Origin of the sequence: Streptomyces sp. NRRL S-31 (assembly GCF_000718775.1) — a bacterium.
Lineage (GTDB): Bacteria > Actinomycetota > Actinomycetes > Streptomycetales > Streptomycetaceae > Streptomyces.
In genome coordinates this window covers 1-4,956 of record NZ_JOCB01000196.1, presented here as the reverse complement: position 1 = coordinate 4,956, position 4,956 = coordinate 1, and the positions used below count along the sequence as shown (strand labels likewise).

At 57.2% G+C, this 4,956-nt stretch carries 2 rRNA genes; both read right to left on the bottom strand.

What is annotated here, in order from left to right:
* A 23S ribosomal RNA gene (locus tag IF37_RS0138035) occupies positions 1-3,085 on the bottom strand.
* 260 nt (positions 3,086-3,345) lie between these two features.
* Positions 3,346-4,870 (bottom strand): 16S ribosomal RNA (locus tag IF37_RS40265).
* The 16S and 23S rRNA genes sit together here, the layout of an rRNA operon.
* Between the last annotated feature and the right edge of the window lie 86 nt (positions 4,871-4,956).

Genomic DNA, 4,956 nt, shown 5'->3' with positions numbered 1-4,956 from the left:
TGGACAAGCCCTCGGCCTATTAGTACCAGTCAACTCCACCCGTTACCAGGCTTCCATATCTGGCCTATCAACCCAGTCGTCTACTGGGAGCCTTACCCCATCAAGTGGGTGGGAGTCCTCATCTCGAAGCAGGCTTCCCGCTTAGATGCTTTCAGCGGTTATCCCTCCCGAACGTAGCCAACCAGCCATGCCCTTGGCAGAACAACTGGCACACCAGAGGTTCGTCCGTCCCGGTCCTCTCGTACTAGGGACAGCCCTTCTCAAGACTCCTACGCGCACAGCGGATAGGGACCGAACTGTCTCACGACGTTCTAAACCCAGCTCGCGTACCGCTTTAATGGGCGAACAGCCCAACCCTTGGGACCGACTCCAGCCCCAGGATGCGACGAGCCGACATCGAGGTGCCAAACCATCCCGTCGATATGGACTCTTGGGGAAGATCAGCCTGTTATCCCCGGGGTACCTTTTATCCGTTGAGCGACGGCGCTTCCACAAGCCACCGCCGGATCACTAGTCCCGACTTTCGTCCCTGCTCGACCCGTCGGTCTCACAGTCAAGCTCCCTTGTGCACTTACACTCAACACCTGATTGCCAACCAGGCTGAGGGAACCTTTGGGCGCCTCCGTTACCCTTTAGGAGGCAACCGCCCCAGTTAAACTACCCATCAGACACTGTCCCTGATCCGGATCACGGACCCAGGTTAGACATCCAGCACGACCAGACTGGTATTTCAACGACGACTCCACAACCACTGGCGTGGCCGCTTCAAAGTCTCCCAGCTATCCTACACAAGCCGAACCGAACACCAATATCAAACTGTAGTAAAGGTCCCGGGGTCTTTCCGTCCTGCTGCGCGAAACGAGCATCTTTACTCGTAGTGCAATTTCACCGGGCCTATGGTTGAGACAGTCGAGAAGTCGTTACGCCATTCGTGCAGGTCGGAACTTACCCGACAAGGAATTTCGCTACCTTAGGATGGTTATAGTTACCACCGCCGTTTACTGGCGCTTAAGTTCTCAGCTTCGCCCCACCGAAATGGAGCTAACCGGTCCCCTTAACGTTCCAGCACCGGGCAGGCGTCAGTCCGTATACATCGCCTTACGGCTTCGCACGGACCTGTGTTTTTAGTAAACAGTCGCTTCTCGCTGGTCTCTGCGGCCACCCCCAGCTCAAGGAGCAAGTCCTCTCACCAGAAGTGGCCCCCCTTCTCCCGAAGTTACGGGGGCATTTTGCCGAGTTCCTTAACCATAGTTCACCCGAACGCCTCGGTATTCTCTACCTGACCACCTGAGTCGGTTTAGGGTACGGGCCGCCATGAAACTCGCTAGAGGCTTTTCTCGACAGCATAGGATCATCCACTTCACCACAATCGGCTCGGCATCAGGTCTCAGCCGTATGCAAGGCGGATTTACCTACCTTGCGGCCTACACCCTTACCCCGGGACAACCACCGCCCGGGATGGACTACCTTCCTGCGTCACCCCATCACTCACCTACTAACCGCTTGGGCCGGCGGCTCCACCACTCCCCTCAACTCCGAAGAGATCAGGGCGGCTTCACGGCCTTAGCATCACGATGCTCGATGTTTGACGCTTCACAGCGGGTACCGGAATATCAACCGGTTATCCATCGACTACGCCTGTCGGCCTCGCCTTAGGTCCCGACTTACCCTGGGCAGATCAGCTTGACCCAGGAACCCTTAGTCAATCGGCGCAAACGTTTCTCACGTTTGTATCGCTACTCATGCCTGCATTCTCACTCGTCAACCGTCCACGACTACCTTCCAGTGCCGCTTCACCCGGCAGACGACGCTCCCCTACCCATCACAACACCCGTTAGGGCTATACGCTGCAATGACACGACTTCGGCGGTACGCTTGAGCCCCGCTACATTGTCGGCGCGGAATCACTAGACCAGTGAGCTATTACGCACTCTTTCAAGGGTGGCTGCTTCTAAGCCAACCTCCTGGTTGTCTCTGCGACTCCACATCCTTTCCCACTTAGCGTACGCTTAGGGGCCTTAGTCGATGCTCTGGGCTGTTTCCCTCTCGACCATGGAGCTTATCCCCCACAGTCTCACTGCCGCGCTCTCACTTACCGGCATTCGGAGTTTGGCTAAGGTCAGTAACCCGGTAGGGCCCATCGCCTATCCAGTGCTCTACCTCCGGCAAGAAACACACGACGCTGCACCTAAATGCATTTCGGGGAGAACCAGCTATCACGGAGTTTGATTGGCCTTTCACCCCTAACCACAGGTCATCCCCCAGGTTTTCAACCCTGGTGGGTTCGGTCCTCCACGAAGTCTTACCTCCGCTTCAACCTGCCCATGGCTAGATCACTCCGCTTCGGGTCTTGAGCGTGCTACTGAAACGCCCTATTCGGACTCGCTTTCGCTACGGCTTCCCCACCCGGGTTAACCTCGCAACACACCGCAAACTCGCAGGCTCATTCTTCAAAAGGCACGCAGTCACGAGAACAGAGCAAGCTCTATTCCGACGCTCCCACGGCTTGTAGGCACACGGTTTCAGGTACTATTTCACTCCCCTCCCGGGGTACTTTTCACCATTCCCTCACGGTACTATCCGCTATCGGTCACCAGGGAATATTTAGGCTTAGCGGGTGGTCCCGCCAGATTCACACGGGATTTCTCGGGCCCCGTGCTACTTGGGTGTCTTTCAAACGAGCCGCTAATGTTTCGACTACGGGGGTCTTACCCTCTACGCCGGGCCTTTCGCATGCCCTTCGTCTACATCAACGGTTTCTGACTCGCCCTACGGCCGGCAGACCGTAGAAGAAAGATCCCACAACCCCGCATGCGCAACCCCTGCCGGGTCTCACACGCATACGGTTTGGCCTCATCCGGTTTCGCTCGCCACTACTCCCGGAATCACGGTTGTTTTCTCTTCCTGAGGGTACTGAGATGTTTCACTTCCCCTCGTTCCCTCCACACTGCCTATGTGTTCAGCAGCGGGTGACAGCCCATGACGACTGCCGGGTTTCCCCATTCGGAAACCCCCGGATCAAAGCCTGGTTGACGATCGGTTCCTGGTGCCAAGGCATCCACCGTGCGCCCTTAAAAACTTGGCCACAGATGCTCGCGTTCACTGTGTAGTTCTCAAACAACGACCAGCCACCCGTCAAAAATCCATTCCCTCAGACACCCAACAGCGTGCCCGACCGGCTCCCGTCCGAAGATCATGCGTTCCACGCTCTCACGAGCAGTACTAGCAGCCTCCGGCCCGAAGACCCGACCGAATAATCAACGTTCCACCCATGAGCAACCAGCATCAGACATTCGCTGATGTACTGGCCTCTGGACCGTTAGACGGCCTAGAAGTGCTCCTTAGAAAGGAGGTGATCCAGCCGCACCTTCCGGTACGGCTACCTTGTTACGACTTCGTCCCAATCGCCAGTCCCACCTTCGACAGCTCCCTCCCACAAGGGGTTGGGCCACCGGCTTCGGGTGTTACCGACTTTCGTGACGTGACGGGCGGTGTGTACAAGGCCCGGGAACGTATTCACCGCAGCAATGCTGATCTGCGATTACTAGCGACTCCGACTTCATGGGGTCGAGTTGCAGACCCCAATCCGAACTGAGACCGGCTTTTTGAGATTCGCTCCACCTCACGGTATCGCAGCTCTTTGTACCGGCCATTGTAGCACGTGTGCAGCCCAAGACATAAGGGGCATGATGACTTGACGTCGTCCCCACCTTCCTCCGAGTTGACCCCGGCGGTCTCCCGTGAGTCCCCAGCACCACAAGGGCCTGCTGGCAACACGGGACAAGGGTTGCGCTCGTTGCGGGACTTAACCCAACATCTCACGACACGAGCTGACGACAGCCATGCACCACCTGTACACCGACCACAAGGGGGGCACTATCTCTAATGCTTTCCGGTGTATGTCAAGCCTTGGTAAGGTTCTTCGCGTTGCGTCGAATTAAGCCACATGCTCCGCCGCTTGTGCGGGCCCCCGTCAATTCCTTTGAGTTTTAGCCTTGCGGCCGTACTCCCCAGGCGGGGAACTTAATGCGTTAGCTGCGGCACCGACGACGTGGAATGTCGCCAACACCTAGTTCCCACCGTTTACGGCGTGGACTACCAGGGTATCTAATCCTGTTCGCTCCCCACGCTTTCGCTCCTCAGCGTCAGTAATGGCCCAGAGATCCGCCTTCGCCACCGGTGTTCCTCCTGATATCTGCGCATTTCACCGCTACACCAGGAATTCCGATCTCCCCTACCACACTCTAGCTAGCCCGTATCGACTGCAGACCCGAGGTTAAGCCTCGGGCTTTCACAATCGACGTGACAAGCCGCCTACGAGCTCTTTACGCCCAATAATTCCGGACAACGCTTGCGCCCTACGTATTACCGCGGCTGCTGGCACGTAGTTAGCCGGCGCTTCTTCTGCAGGTACCGTCACTCTCGCTTCTTCCCTGCTGAAAGAGGTTTACAACCCGAAGGCCGTCATCCCTCACGCGGCGTCGCTGCATCAGGCTTTCGCCCATTGTGCAATATTCCCCACTGCTGCCTCCCGTAGGAGTCTGGGCCGTGTCTCAGTCCCAGTGTGGCCGGTCGCCCTCTCAGGCCGGCTACCCGTCGTCGCCTTGGTGAGCCATTACCTCACCAACAAGCTGATAGGCCGCGGGCTCATCCTTCACCGCCGGAGCTTTACAACCCGGGAGATGCCTCCCAGGCTCATATCCGGTATTAGACCCCGTTTCCAGGGCTTGTCCCAGAGTGAAGGGCAGATTGCCCACGTGTTACTCACCCGTTCGCCACTAATCCCCACCGAAGTGGTTCATCGTTCGACTTGCATGTGTTAAGCACGCCGCCAGCGTTCGTCCTGAGCCAGGATCAAACTCTCCGTGAATGTTTTCCCGTAATCGGGATGAACACCACGAGAGCGGTGCGAGAGGAGGAATAATCCCCTCGCACACAGCGTCCTCGCTGTGTTTT